Source organism: Seonamhaeicola marinus (genome assembly GCF_008085455.1).
Genome location: NZ_VSDQ01000546.1, coordinates 1 through 297 on the forward strand (window position 1 = coordinate 1; position 297 = coordinate 297).

Here is a 297-nt window from a genome sequence, read left to right on the forward strand (position 1 = left end):
AATGGAGCGAAATTTATGCTCTTTTTAAATTATTAGGCGACAAACAATTATTTCTTGGAAACAAAGACATTGAAAAGTTAGAAGGTTTAGTTTATCCAATCATAAAAATACTTCGTAGCGAAAACAATGGTAATTTTGAATACTCTATACAAGATGAGATTATTTTAATTTCAGGTAATGAGGAAATTTTGAAAATCCCAATTTCAGAATTTAAAGACAAAGCTCTTTTTCTCTTAAATGCAATCAAGAAAAACAAAGAAAGAACTTTTTCTATTCCAGAAATTGAGGATTTTATGC

General features: G+C 27.3%; 1 protein-coding gene. It reads left to right on the top strand.

Features of this window, described 5'->3' with window-relative positions; all coding sequences use genetic code 11:
• The coding region (locus FUA24_RS08190; protein ID WP_148541256.1) for an HpaII family restriction endonuclease at positions 1 to 297 on the top strand (297 nt) is incomplete at both ends.